The sequence below is a fragment of the Gordonia sp. 852002-51296_SCH5728562-b genome, assembly GCF_001665475.1.
Lineage (GTDB): Bacteria > Actinomycetota > Actinomycetes > Mycobacteriales > Mycobacteriaceae > Gordonia > Gordonia sputi.
The window spans coordinates 55,168-70,718 of sequence record NZ_LZMI01000131.1 but is presented as its reverse complement, the minus strand read 5'-3'; the positions used below and the strand labels follow the sequence as shown (position 1 = coordinate 70,718).

The following is a 15,551-nucleotide window of genomic DNA, read 5'->3' as shown; positions in this document are numbered from 1 at the left end:
GACGCCCGGCGTCGATACACAACTGTCACTTTCGAATGACGGTGATCGGGACTCTGGCCCATAAGATGCAGTCGGGATCCGTTGTCGCACGCGAAGCGTCGGCACGCGGACGTACTTTGTAGTGACGGATGCTTGCTTTGTAGTGACGGATACTCGGGGAGGTGAGGACTTAGATGCAGGGCTTGGTTCTGCAGTTGACCCGTATCGGGTTTCTGGTCCTCCTCTGGTTGTTCGTCTACGCGGTCATCCGCACCCTGCGCGCCGACATCGCCACGGCGTCGGGCTCACGCCTCTCCCGCTACTCCGGAGCCGACCGGCGTCGTCGAAAATCCGCGACGGCCAAGGGGTCGGCACGCTATCTGGTCGTCACGCACGGCGCTCTGGCGAATACGCGCATCACCTTGGGTCAGCAGCCGGTCCTGATCGGCCGAGCCGACGATTCGACGCTGGTCCTCACCGACGACTACGCCTCGGAACGCCACGCACGGCTCTCGCGCCGCGGCGACGACTGGTACGTCGAAGACCTCGGTTCGACGAACGGCACCTACCTCGACCGCTCGAAGGTGACCACAGCCGTGCGCGTCCCGTTGAGCACGCCGATCCGTATCGGCAAGACCGTGATCGAGTTGCGCCCGTGACACTGGTGTTGCGCTACATCGCGCGGAGCGATCGTGGGTTGGTCCGCGCGAACAACGAAGACTCGTTCTACGCCGGTCCCCGACTACTCGCACTCGCCGACGGCATGGGCGGCCACGCGGCGGGCGAGGTGGCCAGCCAGTTGGTCATCCAGGCGCTACGCACACTCGACGACGACGAGCCCGGCGGCGATCTGCTCGCCGCCCTCGACCGCGCAACCCACCGCGGCAACGCGGCCATCGCCGCACAGGTCGAACGCTCCCCCGACCTCGACGGCATGGGCACGACGCTGACCGCGATCCTGTTCGCGGGCAGCAGGATCGGGCTCGCCCACATCGGTGACTCGCGCGGCTACCTCTTCCGCGACGGCGAGCTCACACAGATCACGCGCGACGACACTTTCGTCCAGACGCTGGTCGACGAAGGTCGTATCACCGCCGAGCAGGCACACACCCATCCGCAACGCTCGCTCATCATGCGCGCGCTGACCGGTACGGAGGTCGAGCCGACTCTCACGATCCGCGAGGCACGCGCCGGCGATCGGTACCTGCTGTGCAGCGACGGACTCTCCGACGTCGTGAGCGAGGAGACCATCTCCGAGACGCTCGGCTCCATCGACGACGAGAAGGAGTGCGCCGACCGTCTCATCGAACTCGCACTGCGCGGCGGCGGCCCCGACAACGTCAGCGTCGTACTGGCCGACGTCGTCGACACGCAGTATGGCGAGTCGCGACCCATCGTCGGCGGTGCGGCGGGCGACGACGCCGAGCAGAACTACACGCCCGATCCCAAGACCGCGGCCGGTAGGGCCGCAGCACTGCGTCCGCCGGCAGCAGCTCCCCAGCGTCCGACGATCCTCACAGACGACGAGAACGAGCCTCCGCAGCGTCGAAGTCGTTGGGGCCGTTGGGTTTTTGCGGGCATCGTGACGCTGGTCATCGCAGCGCTGATCGCAGGCTTCTTCCTGACCCGCGGACTGTTGCGCAGCACGTATTACGTCGGCGAAGACAACAACAAGGTCACCATCTTCCAGGGCTCGCCCGACAAGATCCTGTTCTTCTCGTCGAGCAAGGCGTCGGAGAGGGTCTGCGTCACCAACGTCGCGACCGACGCCCCGACCGTGAGTTTCCAGTCGGTCGACAGCAAGGACGAGTGCCGTCGGCTGAGCCTGTCCGACCTGGACTCGGCCAGCGTGAACACCGTCCGCACCTTCGGGGTGAGCAAGGTCGACCTCGACGACGCCCGCAACCGGGTACGTCGACTCACCTTCCTACCCCTGTGCCGACCCGCGCCGACCACCACCGAGCCCGCGCCGGCGCCCGGCGCCACACCCGGAGCCCCCACGCCCGGCACACCGCCTCCCGCGAGCCCGGCACCGAACACCGCCCTGCCCGCGCGGTTCACGCTGCCGCCGGTCGCCGAGCCGTCGAGTCCGGCCCCATCGACAACTTCTGTCCCGTCGACGACGCCCGCCCCTTCCGGTTCGACGCCTGCGCAGCCTCAGTTCGACGACGGACCGTGTCGGGAACCGTAGATGTCGCAACCGTCGAATCCACAAGCCCAGCACGCGCCGCCGCGTGAACCGGCCCGCCAGACCGGGCGCACCGTCGAGATGATCCTCCTGATCTTCGCGATCGGTGTGGTGACGATCGCCTTGATCATCGTGCAGGCCGCACAGAGCCAGTCACTGACGTGGGATCTGCTCAAGTACGTGGCCGCCTACACGGCGCTGTTCGCGATCGCGCATCTCGTCGTACGACGGTATGCGCCCCACGCCGATCCGGTGCTGTTGCCAATTGTGGCCGTGCTCAACGGAATCGGGCTCGTGCTGATCCACCGCCTCGACCTCGGGTCGGGTCCGCGTGGCGAGGAGATCAGCCCGACCGAGCAGACCAACAACGCCGATCAGCAGTTGTTGTGGGCGTTGCTCGGCATCATCGTGTTCGCGGTGATCCTGATCTTCATCCGCGATCACCGGACACTCTCGCGCTACGCGTACACCCTTGGCCTCGGCGGCGTGATCTTCTTGGCGATTCCGGCGATCCTGCCGGCGTCGATGTCGGAGATCAACGGGTCGAAGAACTGGATTCGCACGCCTATCTTCAACATTCAGCCCGGCGAGTTCTCCAAGATCCTGATCATCATCTTCACCGCGGCGTTGCTGGTCTCCAAGCGCGACCTGTTCACGACGGCCGGTAAGCACTTCCTCGGGATGGACCTGCCGCGTGCCCGCGACCTCGGACCGCTGCTGATCGCGTGGCTGGTGACCATCGGCATCTTCGCCCTCGAGAACGACCTCGGCGGGCCGCTGCTGATCTTCTCGACGATCCTCGCGATGCTCTACGTCGCCACCGGCCGAGCGGGCTGGGTGGCGATCGGTGTCACCCTTTTCGTCGCGGGAGCGGTACTGGCGTACCAGTTGTTCCCGCATCTGCAGGTGCGCGTTCAGGTGTGGCAAGACCCCTTCGCAACCTTCGACACCACCGGTTATCAAGTGGGACAGAGCCTCTTCGGGCTCGCGACCGGCGGATTGTTCGGCACCGGACTCGGCTCCGGGCGCCCCAACATCGTTCCGTTCGCCAACACCGACTTCATCATCGCGACCATCGGTGAGGAGCTCGGCCTGGTCGGGCTGACGGCCGTGATGATGCTCTACCTGATCTTCGTGATGCGCGGTCTGCGCACGGGTGTCGCCGTCCGCGACAGCTTCGGCAAACTGCTCGCCACCGGCCTCTCGTTCACGATGGCCGTGCAGATCTTCGTGGTCGTCGGCGGCGTCACCAAGCTCATCCCGCTGACCGGTCTCACGACGCCGTTCGTGTCGTACGGCGGTTCGTCGTTGCTGGCGAACTACATCCTGCTCGCGCTGCTGATCCGCGTCTCCAACGCCGCGCGCGAACCCGACCCGACGAAGCGTCGGCCTACGCCGAAGCCCATTGAGTCGCTGCCGACACAGGCGGTGCGGCAGGCATGAACGCTCCGATCCGCCGGGTCTCGATGGTGGTCATCGTGATGATCATCGTGTTGCTCGCCAACGCCACCTACATCCAGGTCTTCAAGGCCGATCCCCTGAAATCCGACCCGCGCAACAACCGGGTGCTGCTCGACGAGTACTCGCGCCAGCGCGGCGCAATCACCGCGGGTGGCGAGGTCATCGCGGTGTCGGTGCCCACGGACAGCAGGCTGAAGTTCCTGCGCAGCTATCCACCCGAGGGCGCCGAGGCGTTCGCGCCCGTGACCGGCTACTTCTCGTACCAGTACGGCAGCACCGAGGTCGAGCGCTACGAGAACTCATTCCTCTCCGGAAGCGACGACAGGCTCTTCGGGCAGCGCTTCACCGACATGTTCTCCGGGCGGGATCCGCGCGGCGGCAACGTCGTGACGACGATCAATCCCCGCCTGCAACGCGTCGCCTACAACCAGATGCGCAACGGCTGCAACGGTGGTTGTCGCGGAGCGGTTGTCGCGATCGCGCCGAACACCGGCAAGATCCTCGCGATGGTGTCGACGCCGAGCTACGACCCGAACAAGCTGGCCAGCCACGACCAGTCGGTGCGCGAGACGGCCTGGTCGTCGTGGAACGACCCGAACGGCTCGGAGCCGATGCTCAACCGCGCGATCAATCAGCTCTACCCGCCCGGTTCGACGTTCAAGGTGGTCACGTCCGCGTCGGCGCTGCGAGCAGGGGTGTCGCCGGATGTGCGCCTCACCGCGGCGTCGCAGTTCCCGCTGCCCGACACGACGATCTCGCTACCCAACTACGGCGGCGAGACGTGCCCGGGATCGTCGGGCGGCACTGTCTCGATGGTCACCGCGTTGAAGTACTCGTGCAATACCGCCTTCGCCGACCTGGTGACGAACAAGATGCCCGACGCGACGTCGAATTTCAAAGACGCCGCTCGACGCTTCGGCCTCGACGAAGCCGGACCGGAGATTCCGATGCCGGTCGCGAAGTCGACCGTCGGAGAGATCCCCGACCGTGCCGCGCTGGCGCAGTCGGCGATCGGACAGCGTGACGTGCGCCTGACCCCGCTGGAGAACGCGATGATCGCGGCGACCGTCGCCAACGGTGGGGTGCGGATGCAGCCCTATCTGGTGGATAAACTGCAATCGGCAGATCTGCGCACGCTGAGCACAACTCAGCCGACAACGATCAACGAACCGATCACCTCCGACCAGGCGGCCACGCTGACCAGCATGATGGTCGAGTCGGAACGGGCAACCGCGGGAGCGGGTGGGCCGGTGTCGATCGCGTCGAAGACCGGCACGGCCGAACACTCCGACACGAGCGCAGGTGGCGACTCGGAGACTCCGTACTCCTGGTACATCGCGTTCGGACCGTCGTCGAATCCGCAGATCGCCGTCGCCGTGATCGTGGAGAACGGCGACTACGGTGTGAACTCGGTCGGCGGAACCGTCGCCGCACCGATAGGACGAGCTGTGATCAACTCACTGGTGGGAGGTGGACGATGAGCCTGCAGAACGGCACGATCATCGCCGACCGTTATCGCCTGATCCGGCTCATCGCGACCGGCGGCATGGGACAGGTCTGGGAGGCCGTCGACACGCGCCTGAACCGTCGGGTCGCGGTCAAGGTGCTCAAGGCGGAGTACTCCGACGACCCCGAGTTCACTGCACGCTTCCGCACCGAGGCACAGACGACGGCCAAGCTGAACAACCCGGGCATCGCGAACGTCTTCGACTACGGCGAGACACCCGACCGCGCAGGCGGCGGTCCGCTGGCCTATCTGGTGATGGAGCTCGTCGACGGCGAGCCGCTGAACTCTGTCATCTCCCGGCTCGGGCGGCTGTCGCTGACCAACACACTCGACATGCTCGAGCAGACCGGTCGTGCGCTGCAGGCCGCACACACCGCGGGCCTCGTGCACCGCGACGTGAAGCCCGGCAACATCCTCATCACGCCCGCCGGGCAGGTGAAGATCACCGACTTCGGCATCGCGAAGGCGGTCGACGCCGCGCCGGTGACCCAGACGGGCATGGTGATGGGCACGGCCCAGTACATCTCGCCCGAACAGGCCACCGGTGACGAGGCGACCGCGGCGTCGGACGTCTATTCGCTTGGCGTTGTCGGATACGAGGCGCTGACGGGGCGTCGACCATTCCTCGGCGACGGCGCGATCACCGTCGCGATGAAGCACATCCGCGAGACCCCGCCGCCGCTACCCGCGAACGTGCCCGCATCGGTGCGTGAGCTGATCGACATCACGTTGTCGAAAGACCCCAAGCAGCGCTACGCCAACGGTGGCGAGTTCGCCGACGCCGTCGCCGCGGTGCGTGCGGGTCGTCGACCACCCGCCCCCGGCGGCGCCGGAGCCGTCGGTGCTGCGGGAGCCGCTGCGGCAGGAGCCGCGGGTGGTGTCGCGCTCGCCCGCGGAACCGGCGCGACCCGCGCGATGACGGGTGGTGTGCCACCCACGGGGACAGCACGCAGCGCGACGCAGGGAACGAGTCGCACGCCGACGTCGTACGGCCAGACGTCTTATCCGCAGACCTCGTACCCCCAGACCTCGTACCCGCAGACCTCGTCGACGCCGCCGTCGAACAACAACAACGGGTGGACCACCGGCCAGAAGGTGCTCGCGGGCATCGCGGGTGTGCTGCTGCTCGGCGCCATCGGACTGATCGGTTTCTGGTTGGCGAACCTTGATTCGGGATCGTCGGAGACACCGACGCCGTCGACGACGGTCACGCAGACCACGACCGCTGTCCCGACCACGGCCGAACAGCAAGAACCCGAGGCGACGACCCGCGACCGGACCACGACGACGCGTCGCACGACCACCACCGAGCAACCGACGACCGAGGATCAGACCACCCAAGAGGAGACCGAGGAGCCGACCACGACCAACGGCGACTCCGGTGCACCGACCGTGACCGGACAATTCTGTCCGCCCTTCTGTCTGCCGAGCCGATGACCGCGACCCCGCACCATCTCTCCGACCGCTACGAACTGGGCGAGACGCTCGGGTTCGGCGGGATGTCGGAGGTGCACTTCGCTCGCGATCTCCTGCTCAACAGGGACGTCGCGATCAAGGTGCTGCGCGCCGACCTCGCGCGTGATCCGTCGTTCTACCTTCGCTTCCGACGCGAGGCGCAGAACGCCGCGAAGCTCAATCACCCGACGATCGTCCAGGTCTTCGACACCGGCGAATCCGAGACACCGGACGGGCCGCTGCCGTTCATCGTGATGGAGTACGTCGACGGTGAGACGCTGCGAGATGTGTTGCGCGCCAACGGTCCGGTGTCTCCGCGGCAGGCGATGACATGGATGGCCGACGTTGCGGCGGCGATGGACTTCAGCCACCGCAACGGGATCGTGCACCGCGACATGAAGCCCGCCAACGTCATGATCGACAAGGCGGGCGCGGTCAAGGTGATGGACTTCGGCATCGCCCGCGCCATCAGCGACTCGACGTCGACGATGACGCAGACGTCGACCGTGATGGGCACCGCCCAGTACCTGTCGCCGGAGCAAGCGCGCGGCATCAAGGTCGATCCGCGCAGCGACATCTATTCGATGGGCTGCGTGCTGTTCGAGTTGATGACTGGCGAGCCGCCGTTCACAGGTGATTCGCCCGTCGCCGTCGCCCATCAGCACGTCCACGAGGATCCGCCCTGGCCGTCGTCGATCCGACCGGAGATCCCACGCGAGCTCGACTCCGTGGTGCTCAAGGCGATGAGCAAGAACAAGGAGAACCGGTATCAGTCGGCCGCCGAGCTGCGTGCCGATCTGATCCGTGTGCTCGCGGGCGGTCGGCCGTCGGCTCCACTGCTGCTGACCGACGAGGACCGCACCGAGTTCCTCGACACCGGTCCTCGACGCGCAGCTCGCGGCTCCGACGGGGGCGGCACCGGCGGTGGAGGCGACGACGGCTCCGGCGGTTCGGACGGCAACACCCCTCGACGCGCCAGTGACAACACCCCTATTCGACGACGCTCTCGCGGGTTGGTCCTCGGATCGGTCGCGCTCGTGGTGCTGCTGCTCGCAGGACTGCTGCTGTGGTGGGCTCCGTGGGCGTCGGAGAGTGCGCGACAGATTGCGGTGCCGTCGGTGAGCGGCCTCTCGTCACAGGACGCCGAGAACAACCTGCTGCGCGCGGGGTTCAAGGTCAAACAGCTTCAGGAACCGAGCCTCGACGTCAAGGCCGGGACCGCGACAAGGTCGGCGCCGGGCGCGAACGTGCTGGCACCGGACGGCTCCGAGGTGACGCTGTACGTGTCGTCGGGACCTCCGCGACATCAGATGCCGTCGTTGCAGGGCAAGACACCGGATGAGGCGACCGACGCGCTGAAGGTGCTCGGATTCACCAACATCCGGACCGACGAGGTCGATTCGACGGCGGCGCTCGACGGCAAGGTCGTGAACACGACACCCGCGTCCGGTACCGATGCCGCGGTCAACGGACCGGTCGTGCTGCACGTCGGGTCCGGTCCACGGCAGGTGACCGTGCGCGACGTCGTCGGTATGCGTGAGGACCAGGCCCGCACGCTGCTGGAACAGTCGAATCTGAAGATGGTCGTCGTGCAGGGTGATTCGAATCGACCTGTCGGCGAGATCATCAGCTCGTCTCCGCCCGCCGGAACGTCGGTCGACGAAGGCACCACCGTCCAGGTGACGGTCTCGCGCGGAAACCAGTTCACGATGCCCGACCTGCGCGGCCAGACACCCGATCAGGCGCGCTCGACGCTGCAATCGCGCGGATGGTCGGCTTCGACCCTCACACAGTCGACAAAGGGCGTGCCGCTGGGCAGCCCGGACATCGGCAAGATCGTCGACCAGCAGCCTGCCGCGGGCTCACAGATGAGCCGTGACGACGCCGTCACGGTGACCGTCGGACAGCTCAGCCTGCTGCCGAACTAGGGCTCTTCAAGGCGGTCAGCTGGTCGTGAGCCACTGGGTGCCGTGAGAGCAGGGGCGTCAGCCCAGCGCGGCGGCCATCTCTTGTTCGAGTGCGTCGACCAGACCGGCGTCGACCTTGATGCCCGCGACGGCGAGCCAGTTGGCCAGCATCCGGTGTCCGCCCTGGGTGAGCACGCTCTCCGGGTGGAACTGGACGCCGTGGATGGGCAGGTCGCGGTGGCGCATGGCCATGACGATGCCGGTGTCGGTGCGCCCGGTCACGACGAGTTCGTCGGGGATGGTCTCGGGAAGCACGGTGAGCGAGTGATAGCGCGTCGCGGTGAACGGATCCGGTAGTCCGGCAAGGACGCCGTCGTCGTCGTGGATGACCTGCGACGTCTTGCCGTGCAGGAGTTCCGGGGCGCGGTCGACCGTCGCGCCGAAGGCTGCGCCGATCGCCTGATGTCCGAGGCAGACTCCGAGCAATGGGATTTCGTCCGACGCCGCGAGTTTCACCAGCGGGATCGTCGCGCCCGCTCGCTGTGGGGTGCCGGGCCCGGGGCTGAGGAGCACGGCGTCGAAGCCGTCGACCGCTCGCCGCAATGATTCAGTGGTGAACTCGCCGTCGGCGTCGGAGAGGACCGGGTCGTCGTTGCGCCAGACCGTGACGTCGAGGCCGCCTTGCTGGTCCGCGGCTGAGCCGCCTAGTTGACCCAGGTACTGGACCAGGTTGTAGACGAAGCTGTCGTAGTTGTCGATGACGAGCACGCGGCCCAGGGGCTGCGCGGTTCCGTCTACGGCGGGCGTATTCACAGGCTCAGGTTACTCGGCGCTCGTCAGGGTGGTCTCGACAAGCTCGACCAGCGGGAAACGCTCGAACAGCGAAAGGAGCTCGAGCAGGGGTTGGCACCCTTCCCGCTGATTGAGCCGGCGGCGAGCGCAGCGAGCAGCCGAGTCGAAATCACCCGCGTGGTCTGGACAACCTCGACCAGCGGGTGCAGCTCGACCAGCGGGGTGAGCTCAACCAGCCGGCGGGCGCCCCACCGCTGATTGAGCCGGCCGCGAGCGCAGCGAGCAGCCGAGTCGAAATCACCAGCGGGGTCTCGACAAGCTCGACCAACGGGAAACGCTCGACCAACGGGAAACGCTCGACCAGCGGGGTCTCGACAAGCTCGACCAGCGGGAAACGATCGACCAACGAAGGAGCAGCTCGACCAGCGGAGTGACTCCACCAGCGAGCGGGGTCGGACGCGGCGACCAGGTGAGATACCGTGTAAGGCGAGTGATCTGCACCCAACAGAGGAAGTCATGCCGAAGTCTAAAGTCCGGAAGAAGACCGATTACACGATCAACCCGGCGTCGCGCACGCCGGTCAAGGTCAAGACCGGTCCCTCCAGCAGCATCTATGTGGGCGTCATGCTCGGTCTGATGCTCCTCGGCCTCGCATGGCTGATCGTCTACTACCTCGCTGCGAGCTCGACCACCTACGGCGGCGAAGGCCAGGTTCTCCACTGGATGGCCAACCTCGGATCGTGGAACTTCCTCATCGGCTTCGCCCTGATGGTCGTCGGCCTTCTGATGACCATGAGATGGCGCTGACCTGCACTAACAGGTTCGGACAATCATCCACAGCCGTTAATCACATGTGTGTAATTCATCCCCACTGTGAGTAACTGCTGTGGATAACCGTTCCGACTTGTCCACAGGCGAATGGTCGACGCCGCGACCCGCTGCCGCAGCACTGCTGGTCGGCGGCCTGCTTCTCGTCGTCCTTGGGATAATCGCGGCGTCGGATCCCGCAGGCATGGTCCTGATGGTCGTTGCCGGCCTCTTGCTGTTGGCATTCGGGACGTACGCGTGGACGATCCGGCCCCGCCTCGCGGTCAGTCCGGGCCCGGTCCTGCACATCCGGACGCTGTCGGGCACGCGCGACTGCACGCCCGCGCAGATCGATCAGATCAAGGTGCTCAACATCCGCCGCATCGGACGTCGCAGCGGGCAACTCGAGATCGACGTGATCCCCGACGACGCCGCTCCCACCGGCCAGTCCGATGGCCAGTCCGATGGCCTACGACTCGACACCAAGCTCTACGTCTTCGGCCGCTGGGATCTCGGCGCCACACCCGCTGACGTCGCCGAACAGCTGCGGCAGGCCGGCTTCGACGTCGACGGCTGACCCATCACGATCACCCCTCGAGCTACCTCGCGGGGGTGCGAATTACATGTGTGTAATTCATCCCCACTGTGAGTAACTCCTGTGGACAACTTGCTGACTCGTTGATTACCGGTGTTGCCGAGACTCGCTCAGAGCAGGCCCGACTTCAAGGCAGACCCGACCTCAGAGCAGGCCTGACCTCGAGCTGCCGGCGATAACGCCGAGCGCGATGGCGACGATGAGCAGCACGACCAGCGCTATCCACCCCACGCGTGAGGCGTTGCGCTGCGTGCGCGACTCGTCGGGCAGAAGCGTTGCCGGGAGGTAAATGACAGCGGCTGTCGCCGCGGCGCCGAACACCAGGCCGCCAACGTGGGCGGCAAGCGAGATCCCGGGCATCGTCACCGAGAAGACCAGGTTGATCACGATGATCGTGATGACTCCGGTCGGGGAAATTCTCGCTTTGACCACGATGACGAGCATCGCGCCCATCAATCCGTAGATCGCTCCGGATGCCCCGGCGCTGCGAACGTTGCCCGCTTCGAACAGCATCACCGCGGCGCTGCCGCCGAACAGCGCGATGAAGTAGACCATCAGAAAGCGACTGTGGCCGAGCGCGGTCTCGAGGTCGCGGCCGAGGATGTAGAGCGAGATCATGTTCAGCGCGATGTGCATCACGGTGAAGTGGAGAAAACCTGCGGTGAGCAGGCGCCAGTACTCGCCGTTGGCGACGTCGGCTCTCACGAGGTCGCCGTGCTGGAAGAGAGGCGCGAGCCCGGCGTCGAACGACTTCGCCTGGATCACGCAGAGCGCGAAGATCACCACGTTGACGGCGATCAGCGCATAGGTGCCGATCGGGGTGTTGCGAGAGACCCTCGGCGTCGACATTTGTGCGGTTCCGACGCTCGATGCCGCGCGCCGCGATCCGTCGTCGCCGCGACATTCGACGCAGTGTTGCCCGACGGCCGAAGGCGTAAGGCACTCCGGACACGCCGACCGCCCGCACCTGCTGCAGGAGAGCAGGGTCGAGCGGTCGGGGTGCCGGTAGCAGACCTGCGACGCGCGCGCCGGTTGCTGCGGTGTGTTCAGTTGATCTCGATCTTCTCGATGACGACCGGGTCGAGCGGACGGTCAGAGCGATCGGTGGACGTCGTCGCAATCGCGTCGACAACCTGCTGCGATGCGGGATCGGTCACCTCACCGAAGATGGTGTGGCGACGGTTGAGGTGCGGCGTCGGGCCGACGGTGATGAAGAACTGCGATCCGTTGGTTCCCGGTCCGGCGTTTGCCATCGCAAGGAGGTACGGACGGTCGAAGGAGAGCTCCGGGTGGAACTCATCCTCGAAGCGGTATCCGGGGCCACCGCGGCCGGTGCCCGTCGGATCGCCGCCCTGGATCATGAAGCCCTCGATGACGCGGTGGAACACCGAGCCGTCGAAGAACGGTCCGGAGTTGCCTCCGGAAGCGTTGGGCTCGCTGTACTCCTTGCTGCCATCGGCGAGGCCGGTGAAGTTGGCAACAGTCTTGGGTGCGTGATTTCCGAACAGGTCGACAACGATGTCACCGCGGTTGGTGTGGATGGTCGCGGTCTGCGTTTCAATACTCACGCCCTCCATACAACCACCTCAGCGCCGGTAGGTGTCAGAAGTGGCATCCGCCCGCAGCGAACTGGCACGCTGTGCACATGCAGAAGAAGCAGGTGCTCGCCATCGCAGGGGGACTCGCGCTGGTATCGGCCGTGGCGGCGGCCGTCATCGTCGTACTTCGTCGGAGTCGGCAGGAGCCCCCACCGATCTCGGCAACGGTTCCTCGGATCGACGAACTGCCGCCCACTATCAGCGCTGGTTCCGACGCCGAGTAGCCCGACCGCAAGGTCGCCGAGTCGACGGTCCATGCGGTCTCGGGACACCGGTGCAGGTAATTTGGACCCGTGAACTCCGACGACACCCGAGCCGACGACGCCGACAGCGAGGCGGGCGTGAACCGAGCATCGGGGTGGTCTGCTCCCCTCTCTAGCGACGATGCCTCGGACAGGCCATCGCAGCCGGTGACTGGCTCCACGTCGCGTCCCACGCCTGCCCGGGACGCAGTATCGCCTGCTCCCGCGCCGTGGGAGCGCGCGAACGGACCGTCGTCGGGCTGGTCTGTCCGCACCGACGAACGCAGCGGCGGCCCTGCTCCGCGCGACGGCGGGCTTGCGCCGCGCGACGGCGGGCTTGCGCCGCGGGACGTCGGGCCCGCGCCTCGCGACGTCGGGCCTGGTTCGCGCAGCGTCGGGCCTGCGCAGCGGGATAGCGGCTACGTCCCGCGTGACAGCGGACTTGCACCGCGGAGCGTCGATCCAGCGCGTCGCGACGGTAGTCCCGCGCCCCGCGACGGTGGTCCCGCGCCCCGCGACGGTGGTCCCGCGCCCCGCGACGGTGGTCCCGCGCCCCGCGACGGTAGTCCCGCGCCCCGCGACGGTGGTCCTGTCCCGCGCAGCGCTCCCAGCGATCAACCCGGCACAGGTCCCGGCCCGCGCGTCGCCAATCCCACCTTCACCGGGAACAGGCCGCCGCCCCCACGCCCCGCAACCGGGGCCGGCCCGGCACCCTCACAGGGCGGCCGGCCGCTTCCGCCGAACACCGGTCCACGTCCGGGATGGCAGGTCGGCGCCCCGCCGCAACGCCCGCCCGCACCCGGCGCGCAGCCCGCTCCAGGAACCGGACAGACAGCGGGAAGACCGTCGGGACAGGGGTCCGCGCCACCGCAGCGGCAGGGCGCGCCCGTGCCACCGCCCCCGGGACGCAGAGCCGCGATCGGCGCGCCGGGCGGCCCTCCCCCACGCGCCGGTGATCCGAGTGGACGAGCTGGCACGACGCCGCCGCCGACCGAAAGTTCTTCCGGCACAAGCGAGTACGCACGAGCCGGAGAACGTGTGTTCGTCCCGCCTCAGCGCGACGTCCCTGCGAGCACTCCCTCGCGCGACGCTCGACCGGTCGGCCCGGACGAGGCATCAGCAACGCAGGCATACTCAGCCGTGAATGAACCGTCGAACCGCAAAGGCATCGGTTCCCGCGTCGAAGACCAGGAGGAGCCCGTGGCCCCGCCTCGGACTGCAGCACCGGCATCGTCGTCAACAAAGACGATGAACCGTACGGCGATCTGGGCATTCGTGTTGTCGCTACTGGGCATCACGTCGCCGATCGGCATCTACCTCGGCTACCGCGCGCGCGATGAGATCCGCTCGCGACGCCAGTACGGCGCGCCGTTCGCGACCGTGGCGATCCGTCTTGGCTGGACGTGGGTTGCCGTCGCCGTCGTCGCACTTCTGGTGTATCTGTTCATCTTCGTCTTCTGACGGGGTCGTCTCCTGACCGGTTGTCTTCTGGTCAGATGCTGCTATTGATTCAGCGATCGTTGAATAGGTGTGCACTCCGGCCCATCCGAGCCGCCACATTGGACGAATACCGTGAGTACTCTCGTCCACAGTCGGCTCTGATCGACGTCTGCCGGCGCACGACTCCGCAAAGGATCTCCATGCCGAAGCTCTCTTTTCCACGCTCGCGTTCCGGGCGTGACCGTCGCATCTCCCCCCTGAACAGTGCCGTACGTCGGATAGCGCTCCTGACGGGTTCGCTCGTCGTCGCTGCCGGCGGTGTTCTCGCCGCAGCGCCACATGCAGCTGCGGCGTCGTGTCCCGATGTCGAGGTTGTGTTCGCTCGCGGAACGGCTGAAACCGCGCCGCCCGTCGGGCTTACGGGATTGTCGTTTGCGCAGGCGCTGAGGTCGCAACTGCCGGGCAAGTCGGTAGCTGTCTACGGCGTCAACTACCCCGCCAGCAACAACTTCAACAACCGTGTGGCGTTTGTACGCAATGTGGTCGACGGCATCACGGATGCGCAGGATCACATCAGGGCAACTGCGGCCCGGTGCCCGAAGACAGGAATCGTCCTCGGCGGCTACTCACAGGGCGGCGCGGTCGCGGCATACGCAGCAAACAGCGGGATTGCCGTTCCCGCGCGCTACGCCGAGTACGCGTCGCAGGCTCCCAAGGCCATGCCGGCCGAGGTGGAACCGCATGTGAAGGCCGTCGTCCTGTTCGCTCCGCCGTCGGACCGGTGGATCCGCGACGTCGGTGCACCTGAGATGAACGTCGGACCGCGGTACAAGCCCAAGACCGTCACCTACTGCATCGCAGGCGACGTCGTATGCGACGGCGCTCCGGTCGGCCAGCCGAACGGGCTGCACGTGCTGTACGCCGTGAACGGCATGAACGTCCAGGCCGCGCAGTACGCGGCAGCGCGGCTGTAGTCGCTGCGGCTGTAGTCAGTCGTTGGCGGTGCGCGACGCGGCGGCCTGTGCGGCCGCGTCGCGCGCTATCTCTCTGCCGGCCACGGAAGCACCACTGGTCAGCAATGCACGCCTCCATGGAACGACGCCCTCGATCTCGATCTGAATCGACATCGACAGCACGGTCCGGATCAGAACGATGATTCCGAGGATCAACGCGTCCTCGATCGACGGCTTGGATGTGATCGTGCGGATCAGGTCTGCTGCCACGAGCACCTCGAGGCCAAGCAGGATCGCCGCGCCGAGGGTGTTGCGCAGCGTCGAATAGGCGGTTTGGCCGCCCTCACCGCGTCGGAGCGCTCGACCGGCCAGTATCAGCGACATGATGAACCCGAGGACCATCGTCAACGCACCGATCGCCTCGAACGCCACAGCGACCCCGGAGAAGACTTCCTCGATGTGCATGTGGAGAGAGTACGCAGCAGTCCGCCGTCGCGGCGGTGCAACGACACGCGTTGTGGCGGTGCAACGGCACGCGTTGTGAGATCGAGGTGTTGGTCGGCGTGTTTGGGGCCCGAGTGTGCCTGCCGCGGTTCGTTTGGGTGCGGCTGGCGGCGGGGGTTTGGG

At 66.7% G+C, this 15,551-nt stretch carries 15 protein-coding genes; 11 read left to right on the top strand and 4 right to left on the bottom strand.

What is annotated here, in order from left to right:
• Window positions 1–173: 173 nt before the first annotated feature.
• Genes A5766_RS21830 through pknB form a run of 6 tightly spaced genes read left to right on the top strand, consistent with a single transcriptional unit; the run spans window position 174 to window position 8,518 of the window.
• Window positions 174–638 carry an FHA domain-containing protein FhaB/FipA gene (locus tag A5766_RS21830; RefSeq protein WP_005205861.1) on the top strand — a complete coding sequence of 155 codons (465 nt, stop codon included), beginning with the start codon at window positions 174–176 and terminating at the stop codon, window positions 636–638.
• Window positions 635–2,170 (top strand): PP2C family protein-serine/threonine phosphatase, encoded by a 1,536-nt coding sequence (locus tag A5766_RS21825; protein ID WP_064906378.1) that lies wholly within the window; start codon window positions 635–637, stop codon window positions 2,168–2,170. The genes A5766_RS21830 and A5766_RS21825 overlap by 4 nt, the downstream gene beginning before the upstream one ends.
• Entirely contained in the window at window positions 2,171–3,610 is a 1,440-nt protein-coding gene (locus tag A5766_RS21820) for an FtsW/RodA/SpoVE family cell cycle protein (RefSeq protein ID WP_005205864.1), read from the top strand.
• Window positions 3,607–5,109 (top strand): peptidoglycan D,D-transpeptidase FtsI family protein, encoded by a 1,503-nt coding sequence (locus A5766_RS21815; protein ID WP_064906376.1) that lies wholly within the window; start codon window positions 3,607–3,609, stop codon window positions 5,107–5,109. The genes A5766_RS21820 and A5766_RS21815 overlap by 4 nt, the downstream gene beginning before the upstream one ends.
• Window positions 5,106–6,572 (top strand): protein kinase domain-containing protein, encoded by a 1,467-nt coding sequence (locus A5766_RS21810; protein WP_064906374.1) that lies wholly within the window; start codon window positions 5,106–5,108, stop codon window positions 6,570–6,572. Before A5766_RS21815 ends, A5766_RS21810 begins: the two co-directional genes overlap by 4 nt.
• A complete protein-coding gene (gene pknB / locus A5766_RS21805; protein WP_005205867.1) occupies window positions 6,569–8,518 on the top strand; it encodes a Stk1 family PASTA domain-containing Ser/Thr kinase in 1,950 nt (649 codons plus the stop codon). The genes A5766_RS21810 and pknB overlap by 4 nt, the downstream gene beginning before the upstream one ends.
• A 57-nt stretch (window positions 8,519–8,575) precedes the next feature.
• Here the strand turns inward: pknB and A5766_RS21800 are convergent, their stop codons facing one another.
• Window positions 8,576–9,274 carry an aminodeoxychorismate/anthranilate synthase component II gene (locus A5766_RS21800; protein ID WP_039855590.1) on the bottom strand — a complete coding sequence of 233 codons (699 nt, stop codon included), beginning with the start codon at window positions 9,272–9,274 and terminating at the stop codon, window positions 8,576–8,578.
• Between the two features lie 531 nt (window positions 9,275–9,805).
• Here A5766_RS21800 and crgA point away from each other — a divergent pair.
• Together crgA and A5766_RS21785 are read left to right on the top strand one after the other, a co-directional pair.
• Window positions 9,806–10,096, top strand: a complete 291-nt coding sequence (crgA, locus tag A5766_RS21790) for a cell division protein CrgA (RefSeq protein WP_005205869.1) — start codon at window positions 9,806–9,808, stop codon at window positions 10,094–10,096.
• A gap of 79 nt (window positions 10,097–10,175) precedes the next feature.
• A complete protein-coding gene (locus A5766_RS21785; RefSeq protein WP_005205872.1) occupies window positions 10,176–10,673 on the top strand; it encodes a hypothetical protein in 498 nt (165 codons plus the stop codon).
• Window positions 10,674–10,835: 162 nt separating this feature from the next.
• Here A5766_RS21785 and A5766_RS21780 read toward each other — a convergent pair whose 3' ends face one another.
• Both A5766_RS21780 and A5766_RS21775 read right to left on the bottom strand, forming a co-directional pair.
• Window positions 10,836–11,540, bottom strand: coding sequence for a rhomboid family intramembrane serine protease (locus A5766_RS21780; RefSeq protein WP_005205874.1), 705 nt, complete (start codon window positions 11,538–11,540; stop codon window positions 10,836–10,838).
• 197 nt (window positions 11,541–11,737) lie between these two features.
• The gene (locus tag A5766_RS21775) at window positions 11,738–12,268 is read right to left on the bottom strand and encodes a peptidylprolyl isomerase (protein ID WP_082933721.1); all 531 of its coding nucleotides are present in this window, start codon (window positions 12,266–12,268) and stop codon (window positions 11,738–11,740) included.
• A 68-nt stretch (window positions 12,269–12,336) separates the two neighbouring features.
• Here A5766_RS21775 and A5766_RS21770 point away from each other — a divergent pair, with 68 nt between their 5' ends.
• The 3 genes from A5766_RS21770 (at window position 12,337) to A5766_RS21760 (ending at window position 14,945) form a co-directional block, all read left to right on the top strand.
• A complete protein-coding gene (locus A5766_RS21770) occupies window positions 12,337–12,513 on the top strand; it encodes a hypothetical protein (protein ID WP_210734711.1) in 177 nt (58 codons plus the stop codon).
• Window positions 12,514–12,582: 69 nt separating this feature from the next.
• Complete coding sequence (locus tag A5766_RS25225; RefSeq protein ID WP_005205878.1) at window positions 12,583–13,992, top strand: DUF4190 domain-containing protein; 1,410 nt, start codon at window positions 12,583–12,585, stop codon at window positions 13,990–13,992.
• A gap of 179 nt (window positions 13,993–14,171) precedes the next feature.
• On the top strand, window positions 14,172–14,945 hold the full coding sequence (locus tag A5766_RS21760; protein WP_005205879.1) for a cutinase family protein: 774 nt from the start codon (window positions 14,172–14,174) through the stop codon (window positions 14,943–14,945).
• Window positions 14,946–14,960: 15 nt separating this feature from the next.
• Here the strand turns inward: A5766_RS21760 and A5766_RS21755 are convergent, their stop codons facing one another.
• On the bottom strand, window positions 14,961–15,389 hold the full coding sequence (locus A5766_RS21755) for a DUF1622 domain-containing protein (protein ID WP_005205881.1): 429 nt from the start codon (window positions 15,387–15,389) through the stop codon (window positions 14,961–14,963).
• Window positions 15,390–15,551 lie beyond the last annotated feature (162 nt).